Origin of the sequence: Vibrio pomeroyi, assembly GCA_041879425.1 — a bacterium.
Classification (GTDB): domain Bacteria; phylum Pseudomonadota; class Gammaproteobacteria; order Enterobacterales; family Vibrionaceae; genus Vibrio; species Vibrio pomeroyi_A.
The window spans coordinates 767,781-789,969 of the sequence record CP090854.1; the positions used below are offsets into that span (position 1 = coordinate 767,781).

Below are 22,189 nucleotides of genomic sequence, written 5' to 3' on the forward strand. Positions count from 1 at the left end.
CAGCTTATACTCCGGATTACGGCTAATTGTTGGCCGGTAAATTTAGGAAATCCAAATCACATGAAGATTCTGCTTTTAGTAGGGTTAATTGTTTTAAATGGTCTGTTTGCCATGTCAGAGATTGCATTGGTAGCAGCAAAGAATAGTCGGCTGAAACGCTTAGCCGAAAAACACCGTTCCGCTCAGGTTGCGCTTGAGCTCAAAGAAAACCCAACCCGCTTCCTCTCAACCATTCAAATCGGTATCACTGTAATCGGCCTGCTCAGCGGTATTGTGGGTGAGGCGACACTATCGGCTCCATTGGCGGTTCAACTTGAACTGTGGGGATTAGACCCAACACAAGCGAATATCTTATCTACTGCGGTTGTGGTGGTGGGTATTACTTACTTCGCGATAGTTGTCGGTGAGCTAGTACCAAAACGTTTCGCTCAATCTCAAGCTGAAAATATCGCCGTGTTAGTAGCGCTACCTATCTTCTGGTTATCTAAAATCGCGACGCCATTTGTATTTGCGCTATCAACTTCAACCGAAGGCATTCTTAAGCTGATGGGGCGTGGTGGCGAAGAAGACAGCGTGACTGAAGATGATATTCATGCGCTCGTGAAAGAAGGCTCTGAATCTGGTGTGATAGAGCGCGGTGAGCAAGAGATGATTCGCAATATCTTGCAGCTTGATGATCGCCTTGTCAGCTCATTGATGACGCCGCGTCGAGATATCGACTTTCTTGATATAGACCAACCTGTCGAGAACATCTTTAAGCAATTGCGTTCATCAAAGCACAGTGTGTTTCCATTGTGCCAAGATCACCTCAATAAAGTGGTCGGTACGGTGTCAGCCAAAGCCTTGTTGAATCAGGCGGGTAACTTAAGTATTCAAGTGATCATGGGACTGTCTAAATCTCCGATCTACGTGCCTGAATCGATGAAGGCATTGCGTCTACTTGGTTACTTTAAAGAGTCAGGCACTGAGATGGCATTCATTGTCGATGAGTATGGCGATGTGCAAGGCCTAGTGACTCACTACGATATTCTTGAGGCGATTGCCGGAGAGCTATCGAACAACCCGAAAGACCTTTGGACAGAGCAAGTTGAAGATGGATTGATGGTGGATGGATTAATCCCCCTCAGTGAGCTGAAGAACCGCTTAGAGCTTTCGGAATTAGAAGGTGAAAACGAGGGCTTCCAAACGCTGAATGGTCTCATCACGTGGCTGCTAGGCCGCTTACCAGAAACGGGTGAATTCGTTGAGTGTCAGCAGTGGCAATTTGAAATCATCTCGGTCGAGAACAACCGTATTGTGAGTGTTAAAGCGACGCAAATCGTTAACGATGTAGTTGAAGCGGCAAGCTAAATAGAGAGTTAATCATCTAGATGGTGGTTATTGTTCATTATCTCTTTGTTGTTCATCGCCACCAAGATTAGGTATGCTTCACCGCATACCTTTTTTGTTCCTATTGTTTGTTTTTCTGGAGTTCCCTTTGTCAGACCATCAATTCACCCCTCAAGATGAAATCTTCATGCGACGCGCCATTGAGGTAGCCAAGCAAGCTGAGAGTGAGGGAGAGGTCCCTGTGGGTGCAGTGTTGGTAAAAGACGGTGAGATTATTTCTGAAGGGTGGAACCGTTCGATTGGTAGCCACGATGCTACGGCACACGCAGAAATCGAAACCTTGCGTAAAGCGGGGCAAGCTCTGGAAAATTACCGACTGCTCGATACCACTTTATACGTCACGCTAGAGCCATGCCCTATGTGTGCCGGTGCTTTGTTACATAGCCGAGTAAAACGTATCGTCTTTGGTGCACCTGACTTAAAAGCTGGAGCAGCGGGAACTGTCTTGAACTTATTTGAAAGCCAAGCCTCGTACCACTATGCAGATGTTGAACATGGGCTATTAGAAGAAGAGTGTCGTGAGCAGTTGCAGGCGTTTTTCAAGCGCCGTAGGAAAGAGATCAAAGAGAAGCGAAAGCAAGAGCGTCTGTTGGAAGAGCAGAGTTTAGAAACTGACAAGGTAAGTAGCGATAATAAGGTCAATAATAAGAAATAGCAGCGAGCTTTAGGCACTCTCAATCTCAAGAGCGCCCGTGCCAAGTGATTTGGTTATTGTATTTACTCAGCAATCATCTGCATGAAAGCACGGTTGCGCCAAATGATCTTCTTCTTGTTATTTGAAAGCATACGCTTACGACGGTTTGCAGCAACGGTCTTATCAAGGCGCTTCGATTTCAGTTTCTTCATCATTTCAATGATTTCCTATTTGTCGTCTGACTTTTTAGTTTGGACTAACGATTTAATTATAGTGTTATTCGTTTATTTGGCCTGTCGCGCGCTTGGCTTACCCAGAAGAGCAGTTCTAGGAACCCCAGCACTGAAGAGCAACAGAGCGTAATTTTGATTATGGTGTGCCGTTATAAAGTTCGATTGTTACTGCAATATGACACATCGACTTTCACGGCCTTTTGTCGAGCTTATTCTTTTGCGTACAGTTACAAAAAGCACAATAAAAAAGAGCAATGCTTAATGGCATTGCTCTTTTAGTATCTACTGCGAAGGTTCCGAACTGCTTACTGTCGATTCAGCAGCGCTAATGCTTGATTCAGCACCAGAAGTCTCTAGAGGTGGGATGACGATCAACCCTTCAAGACTCTCTTCTTGTTCTTTATTACGCTTATTTACATGGCCGATGATGCTTTGGTAATAACGGCGAATGTTCTCAACGTAATTTCTAGCTTCATCACCACGGGCATAGCCGTAACGAGTTTGGCTGTAGTACTTCTTCTGTCGTAACAGAGGCAATCTGTCTTTCACATCGCCCCAAGCATCAGGATCTCCGCCTTGTGCTTTGGTTAAGCGACGGGCATCCATCATATGTCCGTAACCGACATTGTATGAAGCAAGAGCAAACCAGATCTTCTCATGTTGTGTGATTGAATCTGGCACTCGATTCACGATGCGGCGCAGGTATTCAACACCGCCTTGTACCGACTGTTTCGGGTCGAGACGGTTAGTCACACCAACGCTCTTCGCTGTAGGCAGTGTCAGCATCATCATGCCTCGCACACCCGTTGGCGAGCGTGCGACTGGGTTCCAGTGTGACTCTTGGTATGCCAATGCAGCAATCAAGCGCCAATCAAATTCTTGTGAGTACTTCTGAAACAGCGGTGACCATTTTGGTAGTTTGCTGTCTAGTGCGCGGATAAAGGCACGAGTATCAACGTAGTCGAAGGTGCCGATATGACCGATGTATTTCTCTTCCAGTGAAGCCAGTTCACCAGACTGTTTTAGGTTACCGAAGAACTCAATCAGCAAAGCGTACAAGCTTTCATCTTCCGATCTATTTAGGTACCAAGAGATAGGTTGGTCTTCTGTCAGCTCAAATGCCAAGGCAACATCTGGGTACAAACGTTGCGCCAGTGACAATTCGATAGAGTCTGCAACTGTGAATAAACGTTCGCCTGTTGATACTTCTTTTAGCAGATCATTGATGTCTGCATTGCCAACCGCGTCGTAGATGAAGTCATCGTGTGTTTTCTGTAGCAGTTTGAGTGTTGGTTCAAAGTGCGAGTCTTTCACCACAACCAAAGAGGGCGTCAGCGTCTCGCTTGATACCGCAGCTTCTGATTCAGCTTGTGCTTTTACAAACTCAGCCTGACGCTCATTCTCAAAATTGATCAATTGCTCAAGGTTTCTTGGGCGCCATTGTCCCTTTTTGTACACGACCTGTTGGCTTACATAGTAATAAGCAGGCGCGGCGCGATAAGCGCGTGTCAGTTTGTTATTTTGCGTTAAGCCAGTCGCGATAAGGTCGATCTCGCCTTTCTTCAACGCAGGGAATAAGCCAGATAGGCGGTAAGCGGGTTTAACCTCAAGCTTTACACCAAGCTCCTGCGCAAACTCACGAGCTAACTCGTAATCCAAGCCTGCTGGGCCATCAGGACCAATGTAATAAGAGAGTTGGTTGTTAAGGGTGCCGACACGAAGAACGCCGCGATCTCGTATCTGCTCAAGGACACTTTTAGGTTCAGATTCAATCTGGCATCCCGCGAGCCCAACCAGAGCGATAACGAGCAGAATGAATTTAGACGAAAAGATGAGCGTAAATTTAGGCATCAAAATGAAATCTCGAAAAGTGGAAGCCCCTTTATACCAAACCCCGCAAGGCTGGCAAAGCAGGTTTAATTAAACAGATGTAAAAGTGGTGATAAATGCAGCAAAAATACCATTTACGCAGAAAGATAAAAAAAATAACGCAAACGGTTGCTTTTGGTGTTACGTCACAAAAAGAAATGCTTTATAATGCGCTCGCATTGAAGAGGTGGAATCGGCATAGGTTTGGCAACCTTCGGGAATAGCTTCGAAGAAAACAGTTAGGTTGTTCCTATAACCCACTGAATTTATTCCAATACTACCTTAATCAACTGCATAAGAGACCTAAGCACATGAGAATTTTGCGTGGCTCCCCAGCTCTATCTGAGTTTCGTGTTAACAAGCTTTTAGAGCTTTGTCGTGAATTAAGCTTACCTGTAACAGGTATTTACGCTGAGTTTGCCCACTTTGCTGATTTAACGGCAGACCTAGATGAGTCTGAAGTTGAGAAGCTAGAAAAGCTACTGACTTACGGTCCAACGATTGAAGAGCATGAACCTGAAGGTTTATTGCTGCTTGCAACGCCACGCCCGGGCACTATCTCGCCTTGGTCTTCAAAATCAACAGATATCGCACACAACTGTGGACTGGCTAAAGTGTCACGTCTAGAGCGCGGTACTGCTTTCTACATTGAAACGTCTTCTGAACTTTCTGAGCTTCAACTTGTTGAGCTGAAAGCGATTCTTCACGATCGTATGATGGAAGTGGTTTTCACTGACTTCGAATCGGCAGCGGCACTGTTCAAAGTTGCTGAGCCTGCTCCTTATGCGGAAGTTGACCTATTAACAGGCGGACGTAAAGCGCTTGAAGAAGCAAACGTTACCCTAGGTCTTGCACTTGCAGAAGATGAGATTGATTACCTTCTTGAAAGCTTCACTGAAAAGCTAGGTCGTAACCCGACTGACATCGAGCTAATGATGTTTGCACAAGCGAACTCAGAGCACTGTCGTCACAAGATCTTTAACGCTGATTGGACTATCGATGGCGTTAAGCAAGAAAAATCATTGTTCAAGATGATTAAGAACACCTTTGAAACGACACCAGAACACGTTCTGTCTGCTTATAAAGATAACGCAGCGGTAATGACAGGTTCTGAAGTCGGTCGTTTCTTCCCAGATCCAAAAACTCGTCAGTACAACTACCATCAAGAGAAAACACACATCTTGATGAAGGTTGAGACGCACAACCACCCAACGGCTATCTCTCCATGGCCGGGTGCATCAACAGGTTCAGGCGGTGAAATCCGTGATGAAGGCGCGACTGGTATTGGTGGTAAGCCGAAAGCTGGTCTGGTTGCGTTCTCTGTCTCTAACCTTAAGATCCCGAACTTCGTACAACCTTGGGAAACTGACTTTGGCAAGCCAAGCCGTATCGTTACTGCTCTGGATATCATGCTTGAAGGTCCTCTTGGTGGCGCGGCATTCAACAACGAATTTGGTCGTCCAAACCTATTAGGTTACTTCCGTACTTACGAAGAGAAAGTAAACTCTCACGCAGGTGAAGAAGTACGTGGTTACCACAAACCAATCATGCTGGCTGGTGGCCTTGGTAACATCCGTGACGAGCACGTTCAGAAGAAAGAGATCCCAGTAGGTGCAAGCCTAATCGTTCTTGGTGGTCCTGCGATGAACATCGGCCTTGGTGGCGGTGCGGCATCTTCTATGGATTCTGGTTCTTCTTCTGAAGATCTAGATTTCGCTTCTGTACAACGTGAAAACCCAGAGATGGAGCGTCGTTGTCAGGAAGTTATCGACCGTTGTTGGCAGCTAGGTGATGCGAACCCAATCGCATTCATCCACGATGTGGGCGCGGGCGGTATCTCGAATGCACTCCCTGAGCTAGTAGACGATGGCGAGCGTGGCGGTATCTTCAACCTACGTGACGTACCAAACGATGAGCCGGGCATGAGCCCACTTGAGATCTGGTGTAACGAATCTCAAGAACGTTACGTAATGGCGGTTGCTGACGAAGACATGGCAACGTTCGACGCAATTTGTAAGCGTGAACGCGCACCATACGCAGTGGTTGGTAAAGCAACGGAAGAGCGTGAACTTAAACTTGAAGATTCACACTTCGACAACACGCCAATCGACATGCCAATGGACATCCTATTAGGTAAAACACCTAAGATGCACCGTGACGCGAAAACGCTAAAAGCAAATAACCCAGCGATTGACCGTTCTGGTATCGAAATGAACGAAGCGGTTGACCGTGTTCTTCGCCTACCAACAGTCGCAGAGAAAACATTCCTTATCACTATCGGTGACCGCTCGGTAACTGGCCTTGTTGCTCGTGACCAAATGGTTGGCCCATGGCAGGTTCCTGTTGCTAACTGTGCTGTAACGGCAGCAAGTTACGACTCTTACCACGGTGAGGCGATGTCTCTTGGTGAGCGCACGCCAGTAGCACTACTAGACTTCGGCGCATCGGCTCGTCTAGCGGTTGGTGAAGCAATCACAAACATCGCTGCGACTAACATCGGCGATATCAAACATATTAAACTGTCGGCGAACTGGATGTCTCCAGCGGGTCACCCAGGTGAAGATGCAGGTCTTTACGAAGCGGTGAAAGCAGTCGGTGAAGAGCTGTGTCCAGCACTGGGTCTAACTATCCCTGTGGGTAAAGACTCAATGTCTATGAAGACCAAGTGGGAAGAGAACGGCGAGCAGAAAGAAGTAACGTCTCCGCTATCTCTTGTTATCACTGCGTTTGCTCGTGTTGAAGATGTTCGTAAGACGATTACACCTCAGCTTCGCACCCCGAATAACCTTGAAGGCTTAGGTGACACATCACTAGTTCTTATCGACCTAGGTAACGGCAAAAACCGTCTAGGTGCAACGGCACTAGCGCAAGTTTACAAGCAGCTTGGTGATAAACCAGCAGACGTAGACAACGCAGCACAGCTAAAAGGTTTCTACGAGGGCGTTCAAGCTCTTGTGGCTAACGACCAAGTTGTGGCTTACCACGATAAAGGCGATGGCGGTCTATTCGTTACTCTAGCTGAAATGGCTTTCGCAGGTCACTGTGGTGTTAATGCTGATATTGCGGCGCTAGGCGAAGATACGCTTGCAGCACTCTTCAACGAAGAGCTAGGTGCGGTAATCCAAGTTCGCAACGACGACCTAGACGCTGTTCTTTCTACTCTTGCAGCAAACGGTCTAGAAGCGTGTTCACACGTAATCGGCTCTGTTGAAGCATCTGATGAGCTAGTGATTAAGTCTGGCGAGTCTGTAGTGATTGAACGTAACCGTACTGAACTACGTACTATCTGGGCTGAGACGACGCATAAGATGCAAGGTCTACGTGATAACCCAGCATGTGCGGACCAAGAGCACGAAGCGAAGAAAGACAACTCAGACCCAGGTCTGAACGTGAAACTAAGCTTCGACGTAAACGAAGATATCGCTGCACCGTTCATCAACACAGGTGCTAAACCTAAGATGGCAATTCTACGTGAGCAGGGTGTTAACTCTCACGTTGAAATGGCAGCAGCATTCGACCGTGCAGGCTTCGAAGCAACTGATATTCACATGAGCGACATCCTAACGGGTCAAGCGGTTCTAGAAGAGTACAACGGCCTTGTGGCGTGTGGTGGCTTCTCTTACGGTGACGTATTAGGCGCTGGTGAAGGTTGGGCTAAGTCAGTTCTGTTTAATGACTCTACTCGTGACCAGTTTGAAAACTTCTTCAAGCGTGAAGATACGTTCTCTCTAGGTGTGTGTAACGGTTGTCAGATGCTGTCTAACCTGCGTGACCTAATCCCAGGTGCTGAGTACTGGCCACGTTTCGTTCGCAACGAATCTGAGCGCTTTGAAGCACGTTTCAGCCTAGTAGAAGTTCAGAAGTCAGATTCTGTATTCTTCAACGGCATGGAAGGTTCTCGTATGCCAATCGCTGTTTCTCACGGTGAAGGCCGCGTAGAAGTGCGTGACAACGACCACCTAAACGCGATTGAAAACTCAGGTACGGTTGCTCTACGTTACGTTGATAACAACGGTAACCAAACGCAGCAATACCCGAATAACCCGAACGGTTCGCCAAACGCTATCACAGGTTTAACAACGACTGACGGCCGCGTGACTATCATGATGCCTCACCCAGAGCGTGTATTCCGTACGGTTGCAAACTCTTGGTCTCCAGAAGGCTGGGGCGAGAATGGTGCTTGGATGCGTATGTTCCAAAATGCACGTAAGAATGTAGGTTAATCACTTTCTTACAGGTCGCATTAATCTAGGCTAGGTTAATCAAAAATGAAAAGCGCAGATCGAAAGGTCTGCGTTTTTTTATTTCCTAAGATTTAGGAACCAGTGCGAAATAATTGAGGTTTGCAGTTTGCTGTTCTAAAAATCTCCACTACGCTAAATGTTATGGAATCAATTTGTTAGGCGAATAATTCTTGCTATCGAGCAAGGAAAGGTTCGTTCGGCTATGCAAAAACTGAATCAATCATTGTGGCATAAGAGGGATCTATGAAAACAACAATTACAAAAGCCGTTGCAGTGGCAGCGATTGTCATGTCGTTAGCTGGGTGTGTAGGTAGTAACGCGGTTACTGGGAAGTTAATGAAGTTCAACGTCGAGGTGGTGGATAACCGTTACGCTCGTGCGGGCGTCAACTTCTTGCTTGCTCCGGTTTACGCACTAACCACCGCAGCCGATTACATTGTCTTTAACTCAATCGAATTCTGGGCGGGTAAAAACCCACTAACAGGCGCACCTCACATCTTTGATAGCAAAGTCGATACCATGATTGATGTGAACGACAGCCTTGATGATTCACTAAAAGAAGCTCCGCTTGGTTTCAATAATCGTCAGATCGAATGGGGTGAGATGCAACAAATCGATGAGAATACGATTCGTATGGACATCACTTACAACGATGGCCAGAAAGCAGTTCTGACAGGTGTTCGTGATGGCGACAAGGTCAGCTACTACATGGATGGCACGTTAGTATCAGAAACCTCTATTCAAGCGCTTGAGCAGCTAGCCGCAGAGAAAGCGTAACCCTTTCAGTTAGATATTAATAAAAGAAAAGCCGCTGGATTTAACCCCAGCGGCTTCGTATTTTCTAGCATCTAGCATCTAGCATCTAGCATCTAGCATCTAGCATCTAGCGCTTAGATTAGTTGTTGCTGTGTAGCTCGCTGTTCAGTTCAACAGCAGATTTGTTCGCTAGACATTCAATTTGACCAGTGATGGAGTTGCGACGGAACAGAAGATCAGAAACGCCAGCTAGGTCGCGCGCTTTAATGATTTCTACTTCGTTGCCTTCTTTATCTAGCATGCGAACTTTAGTACCCGCAGTCACGTAAAGACCCGATTCAACAGTACAACGGTCGCCCATAGGGAAGCCAAGACCAGCGTTTGCACCTAGTAGGCAGTTTTCGCCGATAGAGATAACCATAGTACCGCCACCAGATAGCGTACCCATGATAGAAGCGCCGCCGCCGATGTCTGAACCGTTACCTACAACAACACCAGCTGAGATACGACCTTCAACCATGCTTACGCCAGTTGTACCTGCATTGAAGTTGATGAAACCTTCGTGCATAACCGTTGTACCTTCACCCACATGTGCGCCAAGACGAACACGAGAAGTGTCAGCAATACGAATACCTGTTGGTACCACGTAATCCACCATTTTAGGGAACTTGTCTACGCAATCTACAGATAGAGCGCGACCAGCTAGGCGAGCTTCGATTTGACGCTCAGCCAGTTCAGGAAGATCGATTGGGCCTTCGTTAGTCCATGCGATGTTGTGCAGTAGACCGAAGATACCGTCTAGTACTGTACCGTGTGGTTGAACTAGGCGGTTAGAGATGAGTTGTAGCTTAAGGAAGCCTTCAGCAACAGATGCTGGCTTCTCGTCAGTCGCAAGAACAACAAGAACAAGAGGTTGCTCAGATGCTGCTGCTTTTTCTGCGAAAGATGCGTTTGCTGCATCGTCGTTTGCTGCGAATGCTTTCGCTAGTTCTGCGCTCTGTGCAGCAGAGATTTCGATAGCTTGGTTGCCTTCAGTGTAACCTGCAACTTCACCAACAGCCGCTACTAGAGCGTCGCTTGGGTTTAGAAGTGGGTTAGGGAAGAACGCTTCAATGATTTTATTGTCGCGGTTTTTGGTTGCCGTACCGAAGGCTAGTGAAAAGTAAGCCATGTTGAATCTCCATGTGTTGAGTCTTGGTTTTGCTATTTCATAACAGCGGCTCGAATAACAAGCGCTGCCGTTAGCAAAGTTAATTTAATTGCGTTCATCATAAAGAGAGCGCCCTCGTTATGAAAGGGCGCATCGGGATAAAGTCTGTAAAATGATATTGCTTGTCTTTTTAGCGATAGTTTTCATTATCCGGATATTACTTCTCTGAGCTTAACTTATTGAACATTACTTAAGCTGCTTTGCACCGATCCACTCTCATCCCAAATCTGCCTTTAGAGAGAAACCTCTTGTTAGCCATATCAATAGAGCTAGTCACAAATTCTTTATAAATATCTGTTTAATATCGGAATTGATCGAGTTCTGTTGATTAATCGCTTGTGCCTACAGTCCGAGTAATTACTCAATTTTTCAGCTGTGTAATTAAGATAACGATCACTAAAACCCTTAAAGATGTAAGTATATTTCCTGCCATAACGACATTAAAACGATGAATAAAGGATCTTCTATGAATTTTACTAAGTCTTTACTGGTGCTCTCTATCGGCGTGGCGATGGTTGGCTGTGGCTCGGATAATGACAACGATACTATTGCCCCCGACATGACATTGCGCATAGCACATGTGAATGACACTCACTCAAATTTTGACCCTGTAAAATCAAGTTTTACTTTGGGTGCTGATGGCAAGAAGGTCTATAACGAATTTGGCGGTTACCCTCGCCTATTGAAAGCCGCTGATGATATCAAAGCGGATGCGAAAGCCGACAAAGAACCTTTGTTATTCTTGCATGGTGGTGATGCATGGCAAGGTACTGCTTACTTTAAGCTAAATGAAGGTGCTGCAAACGCAGACTTGTTGTCACAGATGGGGTTAGATGCAATGGTACTTGGGAACCATGAATTCGATTTAGATACCGACAAGCTTGCATCGTTCATCAATACGGTGAGTTTTCCTGTGCTAGCAAATAATATGGATGCATCAAAAGATCAGTCTTTAAGTAATGTCGATAATTTATATCCTTATCAACTGTTTGCATTTGAAGGTTCAGAGAAAAGAGCAATTACCTCTATTTCTGATGCAAATGATGATGAGAAGATTATTGCGGTCATCGGTGTTGTTTTAGGTGATATGCCAACGATAGCTACCGGAACCGGTGATGTGACATTTAGTGACCAAATTACAGCGACTCAAGCCACTATAAATGATTTAAAAACTAAGGGTGTGAATAAGATAATTGTTCTATCACACATAGGAAATGCTGCTGATAAGGATCTTGCTGCCAATACAACGGGTATCGATATTATTGTTGGCGGTCATTCTCATACTTTACTTGGTGATTTTACCGATCTTGACCAAGGTAATAATGGTATTTACGCCGAAATGATCCCGCAAAAAGACAAGGCACAAAATACTTGTGTGGTTCAAGCTGGTCAGTATGCGGAAGCTATCGGAGACGTTGATGTTTCATTTGATATAAATGGCAATCTTCTCTCATGTATTGGGAACAATACTTTATTATCAAATGATGAGTTTTATCACGACTCTCATCGAGAACATCAAATGATTAGCTCTGATAAAGATGATGTAACCTCGTTTATTGATAATAATGAAAAAATCACGATAAAAGATGAAGATATTGATTTAAGAACCCGTATCGACGCGACTTACAAGCCTGCTCTTGAAGCTGCATATGGTGATGTTGTTGCTGCCGCACCGACTGAAATCAGCCATGAGCGCCGTCCTGGTGATGCTGGAACAGATATGCACGGTTCTGATGTCGCACCTATGATCGCTCAAGGTATGATTTATTGGGCAAATCAACCGTCGGTAGCAACTGTTACTGGTAAAAATGTTCAGATTGGTTTGGTAGGAGCTGGCGGTGTTCGAACGGATATCGCGTCAGGTGATTTTAGGGAAGGTAATGCAACGTTAGAATTACTCCCATTCTCGAATTTCTTGTCGATTTTAACAGTGAAAGGCGAGGTAATTCGAAACCTTATTGACAGCACAATTGAACCAACGCTTGCTGAAGGTGCTCATGCTGGTAAATTCCCGTATGTATCGGGTATGCGTTACACGTTTACGGAAGATGTGAAAGGTGTATCGGGTACAGTCACGAATCTAGAGGTAAATACTGGAACAGAAGTAAATCCAGTATGGGCGACAATGAACGATGCCACTGACTACACTGTTATCGTTAATAACTATAATGCAAGCGGTAGTGATGGTTGGAATGTATTAGGCGATGCTCAATTAACATCAACAGATCGTCAAGACATAGTTATTTCAGGCGATGGTTTTAAAACTTACAAAGTTAACAACTTGTCATACGATGGAAGTACCGAGAAGTATAGCGTCAACTATGACGGTGGTATTAAACCATGTGCGGAAGGTTCAGGTGACATATGTAATACTGACGCTGAATCATTTATCTCTTGGGCTGAGCATAAGAAAGTATTAGAACCACTAGGATTTGAAACCACAACGATGGAATATAAATAGTACTGACACCGCACGTACCGGAGCGTTATGTATTGTTATTTAAAGTCTTAAAAGACAAGGGTATAGATTAACAATAAAAGAAAATAGCCAGCGAATCGCTGGCTATTTTTGTATGAGATTTAGTGGAACTAGACGCTAGATAAACAGTGCCTTATAAGCCTGCTCAATCCCTTCAATTAACATTTGCATACCGATTACCGCGAGTATCAAACCCATCATTCGAGTAATCACGTTTAGTGCGCTTGGCCCTACGGCTTTCACAAAGCGTTCGCCGAATACAAACAATACGTAGGTTAAGGTACACAGTAGACCAAACGCGACGATGGTGATTATAGTCTCGTAAATGCCTTCAGTGCTGGCGAAGTTCATTGCAGTGGCTATGGTGCCGGGGCCCGCCAGTATTGGCATGGCTAAAGGTGATACTGCGATGCTTAGCGCCGCGTCGCGTTGAGCGTCTGAGTTTACTTTCTCTTTCGCTTTTGAATGTGTTGAATCACCTTGCAGCATGTGGAAGCCAATCAAAAATACCAGAATACCGCCCGTGATGCGCAGTGCGTACAGTGTGATACCAAAGAGATCAAAGATCAGTTTACCAGAGAGTGCAAAAGTACTAACGATGACGAATGCGATAAACACTGAACGGAAGGCGATGGATTTGACCGTTTCCCTGTCATTGTCACCAGTTAATCCAAGAAAGATTGGGGTGTTGGCGATTGGGTTCATGATGGCAAAAAAGCCCATGAACACGGTAATGGTATGAATGATGAGCTCTTTCATATTATTCCTTTGAAAAGATGTAGTTAAATACCAATGGTTGGTGTATTTAATCTTAGATACAAATAATTATTAGAAATAGATAGTAGAGCAAGTGTGAACAAAAAACAGCCAGCATAAGGCTGGCTGTTTGGTTTTAGTGATAGGTGTAGAGTTTTGGTCGTGCGTTATTGCGAGTTTCTCAATTAAAAAGCTCTACAAAAGGCTCTATATGACAGGCCGACTATAGAGCTCATTTTGTCGCTATGCGTTTTGTGATTCACTCACTGCGACAGCCAATGCAACCGTAGCACCTACCATTGGGTTGTTGCCCATACCGATGAAGCCCATCATTGCTACGTGAGCTGGAACAGAAGAGCTACCAGCGAATTGAGCGTCAGCATGCATTCTGCCCATGGTATCTGTCATGCCGTAAGACGCAGGGCCAGCGGCAACGTTGTCTGGGTGTAATGTACGGCCTGTACCGCCGCCTGAAGCGACTGAGAAGTAAGGCAAGCCTTGGCGAGTACGTTCTGCTTTATAGATACCTGCAACAGGGTGTTGGAAGCGTGTTGGGTTGGTTGAGTTACCCGTGATACTCACATCCACTTCTTCTCTGTGCATGATCGCTACGCCTTCACGTACATCATCAGCGCCGTAACACAAGATCTCTCCACGAGGCCCTTGTGAGAAGCGGCGACGTTCTGTTTCAACTAGCTCACCCGTTTGGTAATCAAATTGAGTGCGAACATAGGTAAAGCCATTGATGCGAGAGATTAAGTAAGCGGCATCTTTACCTAAACCATTTAAGATAACTTTCAATGGTGTTTTGCGTGATTTGTTCACGTTCAGCGCTATTTTGATTGCTCCCTCAGCAGCAGCAAAAGATTCATGACCTGCAAGGAAAGCAAAGCAGTGGCTTTCTTCATTGAGTAGACGTGCAGCTAATGCACCATGCCCGATACCCACTTGACGTTGCTCCGCAACACTGCCGGGTTTTGTGAATGCTTGAAGGCCTTCACCAATGATGTTTGCCGCTTGTTCAGCGTTGTTCGCTTTACGGAACAGAGCCAATGCTGCACCAAGAGTGTAGGCGTCAGCTGCGCTTTCAAATGCGATAGGTTGAGTGTCCATCACTAGTGTTTTTGGGTCGACATTGTGTGATAGACAGTATTGGTTAGCTTGCTCTAAAGAGTCGAAGTTCATTTCTGCCAATACGCGAGTTACTGATTCATTAAATTGAGTGTTCATCATATCTTTCCTCTTAATTGGCAAAAATTATTGTTGGCGTGGGTTAATGGTGGTCACGGCTTCGTCGAAGCGACCATAAGTCCCTGTCGCAAGGTCAGCAGCTTCGTTCGCTGGTACACCTTGATTAATCGCCTTCATCATTTTGCCGAGGTTGAGATATTCGTAGCCAATCACTTCGCTGTGATCATCAAGCGCAAGCTTGGTCACGTAACCTTCTGCAAGCTCTAGGTAACGGACGCCTTTTGCTGAGGTTGAATAGCTAGTGCCGACTTGGCTGCGCTGTGTTTGACCTAAGTCTTCCAGCGCTGCGCCGATCTCTAGGCCACCTTCAGAGAAAGCAGACTGGGTTCGACCGTAAACAAACTGCAGGAAGATTTCGCGCATCGCTACGTTGATAGCATCACATACTAAGTCAGTATTGAGTGCTTCAAGAATGGTTTTTCCGGTGAGGATTTCAGCGGCCATCGCGGCTGATTGAGTCATACCTGAACAACCAATCGTTTCGATTAATGCTTCTTCGATGATGCCGTTTTTTACGTTAAGAGTTAGTTTTGCTGCACCTTGTTGTGGTGCACAAGTGCCTACGCCATGGCTTAAGCCAGAAATAGCGATGACATCTTTTGGGCTAACCATTGCGCCTTCAACTGGAATTGGAGCTGAATTGTGAAGATCACCCCTTTGAATAGGGCACATTGATTGAATTTCTGAAGAGTAGTGCATAATGTTTTCTCACTTATAGAGCCGTTTAAGACCTAGGGCGTTGAGAAAACAGGACGTGTTGGAAGAGGTGCGGCTAATTCACTACAGATCTTGAGCATCGATAATCCAAAGGAGCCATGGTTCTTGGTCTTAATAGACTAAGTCCATTTCAAAATGGAGGAATAGCGATACGTCCAACAGTATTACCTGTTTTCGATTCTGTAGGAGTCATTAGCACTGTTCGGAAAGAACGGGCGGTTGAAGCAAAAGCTTAGGTGGAACCCCATCACCTGATGGCTATAGATTAGATCTTTATCACACTTTCATGCAAGCGAATGTTTAGAGCGATTTCGACTATAAACAAGCTTCATTATATTTCGATAAGTATAAAAAACGCCAATAACGAACTCTAATTAGAGGCGTCATTGACGTTTTTCATCAAGGGATCAGCTAGTTAAGCTGCATCTTCTTCTGCGTCTTCAACAGCTTCAAGCTTCTTAGCTTTTTTCGGAGCTGGCTTACGCTTAGCACCTAATGCGTAAAGAACTTCTTCTTTGTTCTTCGCTAGGTACATTGCAAGTTCTTCTTGCTTGCCTTCATCTTCAACTAAATCGCTCTTGCCTAACAGTTCAAAAAGCTCATCAGCCATATCCAGCATTTTGTCGTATGCGTCAGCTTCGGCTTTAGAGGTAAAAGTCATTTTCTCTTCTCCGTTGCGTTCCACCACGTACTTGACGATAACAGCCATGGTTAATCCTCTAAGTTTGATAAATTTTACTGGCTTTTTATACAGTTTCTGATGCTAAAAGTCCAGTTGGAGCCTGAACTATGCGGTCTCAATCTTGATGTGTAGCCCAGTCTTCACAATAACCCATGAAAGATTTCAGCAGTGGGCTTTGATATTTGTCTTTATGGACCAGCATCCAGAATCGGCGTTTCATATCGAGTGGTACATCTAGTGCTTTCACTCGGCCTGAATCAATCGCGCGCTGTGCTGCTAAACGCGATAAACACGCAAAGCCCAGACCTGCAGAAACAGAGTTGATGATCGCTTCCGTGGTATTGAGCTCAAATGATTCGTACCAGTGCTCGATACGCGGTGCAACGGCACGCAAGAAAAACTCACGTGTACCTGAGCCTGACTCGCGCAATATCCAATGGCTGCCTTCTAAATCATGCAGAGCAACTTTGTCTTGTGAAACGAGAGGGTGTTGATTACTAACGATAATACACATCTCATCGCTACTGAACTGGCTAGATATCAATTCAGGGTGGAGTGTTTTTCCTTCAATTAGCGCGATATCCAGTTCATAATCCACCAACTTTTGGCAGATCAGCGCACTGTTCGAAATGAACAAGCTCTGGTCTTGATGCTGAGTTCGTTCGCGAAAGCCAGACAGAATAAAGGGGGCGACCTGATTACCAATCGTGTCACTCGCGCCAACCTTCAGATTGCCACTTAATGGTTGGTCATCGCGGAACAAAACATCGATACCTGCGGCTCGGTGAAGTATCTCATCAGCCAAGGGAAGTAATTTTTGTCCCTCTTGATTGAGAATTAATCGGTTGTTAACCCGGTCAAATAGAGAGTGACCTAACTGTTTCTCCATTTCGCCTAATGCCATGCTGACCGCGGCTTTAGATAAAAACAGCGCTTCTGATGCGGCGGTAAGCGTCGAATGCTGAGTAATGGTGACAAACACTTTGAGTTGTTTGATTGAGATATTAGCCATCAGGTTCCTAGTTTTACGCTGCTGGTGGAAAGAGTTGTTCAGTATTGGTGAACACTTGTTATATATAATTGGATATTGTTTAACGAAGCGCAAGCGTATTATGGCTTCAACAAGCTGATGAGTTCACAAGTTTAGTGAATTAAGTTTAAGAGAGGCTGACATGATTCAACGTATTAAATATAGATTAACAGGAGCTCCAACACCCATGGCAGGGTTAGCACTAGCAATCGCAAGCTTAGGCTGGTGCTGGGATGGCGTTTTAGTCGCACAAGGTATTTTGCACACTCCAGGCTTAGTTCAGTGGATCAGTGCGGGTATTGCAGCGGTATTACTTCTTGTTTTAGCTGTGAAGTTTTTGATTCATGGCCATCTATTGCGTGAAGATCTTGCTCACCCTGTTGTCGGCAGTGTGGTACCAACATTTGCGATGGGCTGCATGGTGGTATCAGCGTCTTTGGCGCCAATCTCTCAATTTTTACAAGAAGCTATGTGGTTGGCATCTGTGGCTTTACACGTTGTATTTCTAGTGAGCTTTTTGTACCACAGAGCAAAACAGTTTGAGATTCACCACATGGTGCCAAGCTGGTTTGTGCCACCAATCGGTATCATTGTGGCAGACGTTTCTTTCTCTGGTAATCCGGTTTTGGAGCCTGTAGCGAACGCGACTTTGGTATTCGGTTTATTGGTTTACGCAGTAATGCTACCAATGATGGTTTACCGCTTGATCTTCTCTCACGAAGTGCCTGATGCAGCAAAACCAACGATTGCGATTATGGCGGCACCTGCAAGCCTGTCTTTGGCGGGTTACCTAACCGTTACAGCGAGCCCTTCGCCAGTGATCATTGGTCTGCTATTTGGTATCGCGGTGTTGATGACGTTCATTATCTATATGGCGTTTTACAAACTACTTCGTCTTCCATTCAGCCCTGGCTATGCAGCGTTTACCTTCCCAATCGTGATTGGTGCAACAGCCTTGTTTAAACTGGCTGCGTGGATGCAAGCACAAGGTATTGAAGCGCATTACATCAATCAAGTGTTTGGCCTAGCGTATCTTGAATTGATTGTGGCTACGTTGGTTGTGGGTTATGTCGCTGTTCGTTATTACATGAACTACAAACCTCATCGTGTTTTAGGTGCGGTAGCCGGTAGATTGTAAAGGGCAATAGTTCAAAAGATAAACGGACCTTAAGCTTTCGGTATTTCATAAGCTTATATTCCTCATCCAAACTCAGCACTTATGCTAATCTGGCAGTATATTGTGGCAAGATTAGCGTGAGTGCACTTTGTTTACTGTTTACCATTCCAATAAAGTTGATACTTTAAAAATTCTTCTCGTTCACTTGATCAAAAGTGAACCTTTAGCCAATCCTTTCGAAAAAGAGCAGATCTTGGTTCAGAGCCCGGGTATGTCTCAATGGCTTAAGATGGAACTCGCCAAAGAGTTTGGTGTAGCAGCAAATATCGATTTTCCTCTTCCAGCAACCTTCATTTGGGATATGTTTACCCAAGTGCTTCCTGATGTACCTAAACGCAGTGCTTTTAACAAAGAAGCGATGACGTGGAAGCTAATGAGTTTGCTACCCGCGAAACTTGACCACCCTGATTTCTTACCCCTACAGCGCTATCTTGAAAACGACGAAGATGATTCAAAGCTGTATCAATTAGCCGAGAAAGTTGCCGATATCTTCGATGGCTACTTAGTATATCGTCCTGAGTGGATGGCGATGTGGGAAGCGGGCGAGCCCGTTACAGAACTGGTTGATAGTGAAGGGCAGCAAGAGCACCCCTGGCAGCCCATTTTGTGGAAAGCACTCTATGATCAAACACTGTCTCAAGGCCAATCGAAATATCACCGTGGTAATTTGTATCACGACTTCATAGAAGCGTTAGTTAATCGACAAGGCCAGTTACAACATCTGCCGAAACGTCTGTTTGTATTTGGTATTTCGTCGCTGCCTCCTCGCTACATGGATGCTTTGAAAGCACTTGGCGAACAGATTGATGTCCACCTGATGTTTACTAACCCAAGTAAGCCTTATTGGGGGGACATCAAAAGCCTCAAAGATTTAGCAAGATTTGAGGCTAAGCAACGTAAAAAGCTCGCTTTGTCTAACAATATGCTCTCATCAACTGGCTCGTCTTCCTTAATGGAAGGGGGGAAATATGAAGTGCATGATGAACTACATATTGATAATGCCATTGGAAACAACTTATTAGCTTCGATGGGAAAATTAGGACGAGATAACTTACTTTTGCTTTCTGAGGGAGATACTGAGGAGTATCAGTTTTTTATTGATGTTGAGCGAGATGGCTTATTGCATCAAATTCAAAGAGATATCCTTGAATTGGAAGAGCATCGTAATGATGAGATTTTAGACTCCAGCAACCACAAGCAAGTGGTTGAACTGGGTGATCGCTCGTTGACTGTGCATGCTTGTCATAGCCCGATGCGCGAAGTGGAAGTTCTTCATGACCAGCTGTTAGCAATGTTTGACGCTGCCCCTACATTAAAGCCACGCGATATCATCGTGATGGTGGCGGACATTAATGCCTACAGCCCTGCGATTCAGGCGGTGTTTGGTAATGCTCCGGGTGAGCGTTATATCCCTTACTCGATCTCGGATAGAACGGCAGACCAAGAGAGCCCAATTTTGACCGCGTTCATGCAGCTAGTCGCGCTACCGAACACGCGCTGTTTAGCCTCTGAGTTGTTAGAGCTATTAGAAATCCCAGCGATGATGGCACGCTTCGGTATTGATGAATTTCAATTCGAGCAAGCTAAGCAGTGGGTTGAAGAAGCGGGTATCCGTTGGGGCGTCGATTCTTCTACGGCAACCGAGTTTGACTTGCCTGCTACTGAGCAAAATACGTGGCTATTTGGTATCCAGCGAATGCTACTGGGTTATGCGATGTCAGACTCGGCAGGTTTGTTTGAAACTGAACACTCTCCAATCGCGGCTTATAACGAAGTTCAAGGCATTAACGCCGAACTTGCGGGTAAATTAGCGCACTTTATTGATCGTATCGCCCATTATCGTCAACGCCTTGCTGAGACTCAATCTATCGATATGTGGCGTGAAACCTTGCTGCAAATGATTGATGACTTCTTCGCGGTTGAGCTAGAAGGCGAGGTGGTGCTTAAGTCGATTCGCGATGCGCTTTCCCAATTGAATGAACAGCTTGATGATGCCTTGTACGAACAAGAGCTATCGCCAAGCATCATCTATCAGTACTTAAACAATAAACTGTCGGGCGCGCGTATCAGTCAGCGTTTCTTAGCGGGACAAGTTAACTTCTGTACCCTGATGCCAATGCGTTCTATCCCATTCAAAACCGTTTGTCTATTAGGCATGAATGACGGTGTTTACCCTCGCTCAATGCCACCGGAAGGGTTTGATTTGATGAATGGGCGCACGCGACCGGGTGACCGTTCTCGTCGTGATGATGACCGCTACCTATTCTTAGAGGCGATGTTGTCGGCGCAAGAGTGTTTGTACATTAGTTATGTCGGTCGCTCGATTCAAGATAATACTGAGCGAGTACCGTCGGTATTGGTTTCAGAGTTGATTGAGTACTGCCAGCAGAACTACTGCCTAAGTGAAGACCAATCACTACCAAGTGATGATTCTGGTATCAAACTGACTCATGCGATCAGCTTTGAGCACACCATGACGCCATTTAGCCCAGCAGCTTTTACACAAGGTGATGCAAGCTATGTATTGAGCTACGCCAAAGAATGGCTTCCTGCGGCTAACCGTTCTGGTGAACGTAGTGGTGAATTCAATCGTGCGTTGGATGACTATTTGCTTGGTGCGACTTATCCATTGGAGCTAGATCTGGTTGAGCTGCAGCGTTTCTGGCGCTTGCCGGTGCAATACTTCTTTAATCGCCGTCTCAAAGTAGTGTTTGAGCCACCGCTTCCGGTAATGGAAGACGATGAGCCATTCGTGCTTAATGGCTTAGAGAGCTTCCAGCTTAAAGATGCGTTGCTCCAAGTATTACTCGATCACCCAGAAGGGGCAGATGAAGCGGTTCGCTTGTTTGTCTCTGAGCAAAAAGCCCAAGGTCGCTTACCGGTTGGTGCTTTTGGTGACATTGAATTTGAAACCAACCGAGTTCAAGCAGAAGACTTAGCCAAAGAGATTCGATTTGTAAGTGGGCAGCTACAGCAAGATCTAGAGATAAATATTGAGTTTGATGTGCTAGGTGAAGGCAAATCGGTTCGTTTGATGGGGTGGCTTACTCAAAACTACCAATCGGGTTTGGTGCGTTTTCGTAGTGGCAAAATTCGTTCGCAAGATTACTTGGCCGCGTGGATTGATCATCTATGTTGTGCGGTAATGGGACACGGCAAAACGACTGATATTATTGGCTATGACAGAAAAGAAGGTGTGGTTCACCAAACGCTACAACCGATTGGCGATGCACAGCAGGCAAAGAGTCTGTTAGCTGAGTTAGTTCGACTGTTCTATCAAGGTATGACTGTACCACTGCCTTACTTCCCGAAAACCGCATTGGCTGGTGTTGAAGCGGGCTTTAGCCGTGGTAAATGGGTCGATGATGAAGAGAAGTCGCTCAAGAAAATGGCCGATACTTTTAATGACAGCTTCGCCTTTACCGGTGAGGGGCGAGATACCTACATCTCGCGTATTTGGCCGAAGTGGGATGATGAATTGGCTGCGGAGTCGCGTATGTATTCAACGCTTGTGTTACAGGCGGCAAGGTTGGCGGCTGCCGATCTGGAAGATCAGGAGTAAGTGGCTGTGATCGATAAGATCAATAGCGGGTTCGCTGAATTAATGAATGACAAAAGAGAGTCGCTGGTAAGCGTTTGGAGTGTCTGCTTTTCTGGAGAAGAGAAGCAAGGTACAGGAAATAAAGTGGCCGCCAGTAAATCATTATTAGTGTAGGGCGTTCGCTGTACGGCCACAGGTCAGAGGGACCATTATTCTGTGGT

General features: G+C 45.5%; 14 protein-coding genes. 7 read left to right on the plus strand and 7 right to left on the minus strand.

What is annotated here, in order from left to right:
* The first annotated feature begins 60 nt into the window (after nt 1-60).
* A complete protein-coding gene (locus L0992_03420; GenBank protein ID XGB67762.1) occupies nt 61-1,350 on the plus strand; it encodes a hemolysin family protein in 1,290 nt (429 codons plus the stop codon).
* A 73-nt stretch (nt 1,351-1,423) separates the two neighbouring features.
* Entirely contained in the window at nt 1,424-2,044 is a 621-nt protein-coding gene (gene tadA / locus L0992_03425) for a tRNA adenosine(34) deaminase TadA (protein ID XGB67763.1), read from the plus strand.
* Nucleotides 2,045-2,538: 494 nt separating this feature from the next.
* Here tadA and mltF read toward each other — a convergent pair whose 3' ends face one another.
* Entirely contained in the window at nt 2,539-4,107 is a 1,569-nt protein-coding gene (gene mltF, locus L0992_03430; GenBank protein XGB67764.1) for a membrane-bound lytic murein transglycosylase MltF, read from the minus strand.
* Between the two features lie 329 nt (nt 4,108-4,436).
* On the opposite strand from mltF, the gene purL reads away from it, so the two are divergent.
* The gene (gene purL / locus L0992_03435; protein ID XGB67765.1) at nt 4,437-8,348 is read left to right on the plus strand and encodes a phosphoribosylformylglycinamidine synthase; all 3,912 of its coding nucleotides are present in this window, start codon (nt 4,437-4,439) and stop codon (nt 8,346-8,348) included.
* 264 nt (nt 8,349-8,612) lie between these two features.
* A complete protein-coding gene (locus tag L0992_03440) occupies nt 8,613-9,146 on the plus strand; it encodes a DUF3332 domain-containing protein (GenBank protein ID XGB67766.1) in 534 nt (177 codons plus the stop codon).
* Between the two features lie 118 nt (nt 9,147-9,264).
* On the opposite strand, the gene dapD is transcribed toward L0992_03440, so the two are convergent.
* A complete protein-coding gene (gene dapD / locus L0992_03445) occupies nt 9,265-10,296 on the minus strand; it encodes a 2,3,4,5-tetrahydropyridine-2,6-dicarboxylate N-succinyltransferase (GenBank protein XGB67767.1) in 1,032 nt (343 codons plus the stop codon).
* 505 nt (nt 10,297-10,801) lie between these two features.
* On the opposite strand from dapD, the gene L0992_03450 reads away from it, so the two are divergent.
* Nucleotides 10,802-12,796 (plus strand): bifunctional metallophosphatase/5'-nucleotidase, encoded by a 1,995-nt coding sequence (locus L0992_03450; protein XGB67768.1) that lies wholly within the window; start codon nt 10,802-10,804, stop codon nt 12,794-12,796.
* Between the two features lie 135 nt (nt 12,797-12,931).
* Here L0992_03450 and L0992_03455 read toward each other — a convergent pair whose 3' ends face one another.
* The 5 genes from L0992_03455 to L0992_03475 form a co-directional block, all read right to left on the minus strand.
* Nucleotides 12,932-13,573 (minus strand): MarC family protein, encoded by a 642-nt coding sequence (locus L0992_03455; protein ID XGB67769.1) that lies wholly within the window; start codon nt 13,571-13,573, stop codon nt 12,932-12,934.
* A 240-nt stretch (nt 13,574-13,813) separates the two neighbouring features.
* Nucleotides 13,814-14,803 (minus strand): GGGtGRT protein, encoded by a 990-nt coding sequence (locus tag L0992_03460; protein XGB67770.1) that lies wholly within the window; start codon nt 14,801-14,803, stop codon nt 13,814-13,816.
* A 24-nt stretch (nt 14,804-14,827) separates the two neighbouring features.
* A complete protein-coding gene (locus L0992_03465) occupies nt 14,828-15,520 on the minus strand; it encodes an iron-sulfur cluster assembly scaffold protein (GenBank protein ID XGB67771.1) in 693 nt (230 codons plus the stop codon).
* 433 nt (nt 15,521-15,953) lie between these two features.
* Nucleotides 15,954-16,247: a YebG family protein gene (locus L0992_03470; protein XGB67772.1), complete on the minus strand. Its 294-nt coding sequence runs from the start codon at nt 16,245-16,247 to the stop codon at nt 15,954-15,956.
* A gap of 88 nt (nt 16,248-16,335) precedes the next feature.
* Nucleotides 16,336-17,232, minus strand: a complete 897-nt coding sequence (locus L0992_03475; GenBank protein ID XGB67773.1) for a LysR family transcriptional regulator — start codon at nt 17,230-17,232, stop codon at nt 16,336-16,338.
* A gap of 205 nt (nt 17,233-17,437) precedes the next feature.
* Between L0992_03475 and L0992_03480 the strand changes: the two genes are divergently transcribed.
* Together L0992_03480 and recC are read left to right on the plus strand one after the other, a co-directional pair.
* The gene (locus L0992_03480) at nt 17,438-18,388 is read left to right on the plus strand and encodes a TDT family transporter (GenBank protein XGB67774.1); all 951 of its coding nucleotides are present in this window, start codon (nt 17,438-17,440) and stop codon (nt 18,386-18,388) included.
* Between the two features lie 127 nt (nt 18,389-18,515).
* Nucleotides 18,516-21,989: an exodeoxyribonuclease V subunit gamma gene (gene recC / locus L0992_03485; protein XGB67775.1), complete on the plus strand. Its 3,474-nt coding sequence runs from the start codon at nt 18,516-18,518 to the stop codon at nt 21,987-21,989.
* Nucleotides 21,990-22,189 lie beyond the last annotated feature (200 nt).